This window comes from Acidobacteriota bacterium (genome assembly GCA_033549365.1).
GTDB lineage: Bacteria > Acidobacteriota > Aminicenantia > Aminicenantales > Saccharicenantaceae > JAWSUF01.
In genome coordinates, this window is the sequence record JAWSUF010000068.1 from 1 (window position 1) to 556 (window position 556).

The 556-nt window shown below is 48.9% G+C and carries 2 protein-coding genes; both read left to right on the top strand.

The features are described 5' to 3' along the window. A partial coding sequence (locus tag SCM96_16080; protein MDW7762114.1) for a hypothetical protein occupies positions 1-219 on the top strand: 219 nt, incomplete at its 5' end. Then, positions 219-556 (top strand): type I restriction endonuclease subunit R (locus SCM96_16085; GenBank protein MDW7762115.1); only part of this gene is annotated, 338 nt, incomplete at its 3' end. The genes SCM96_16080 and SCM96_16085, both read left to right, overlap by 1 nt.

Here is a 556-nt window from a genome sequence, read left to right on the forward strand (position 1 = left end):
GTAAGACGTCAACTTAGAACTTATGTCAAGTCGAGTGCGGGGAACTATAATATAAATACTGAAGGATTGCGCAATATAGAAATTCCAATGCCTAATAAAACAACACAAGATTCATTTCTATACAACCGCAAGCTGATAGAACAATCTTGTTTAAAAGTAATCAAGCGTGATAAATTTCTTGATTTGTTTAAAAAAGAATTGATAGGGAGGTTCTTATAATGAGTGCCTTCACCGAATCCAACACCGTCGAAGCCTACATCCGCGATCGCCTGGCTGGTCCTTTAGGCCGCGGGCTACCGGAAGTGGTTCGCGAGACCGGTCCAGATGAAACCCCTGGCGGGCTTGGCTGGTATTACATCAGCCCGGCCGATCTGCCGCGGCAAACCCAGGAAGTGCTGGCAGAACCGTGGGTGCGGGAAGCGCTGATCAAACTTAACCCGGAAATTGCCGACCGCCCCGAGCGGGCCGATGATGTGCTCCATAAACTACGGGCGATCATCTTAAGCGTACGTGCCGACGGTCTGGTTAAAGCCAATGAAGAATTTGCCGCCTGGCT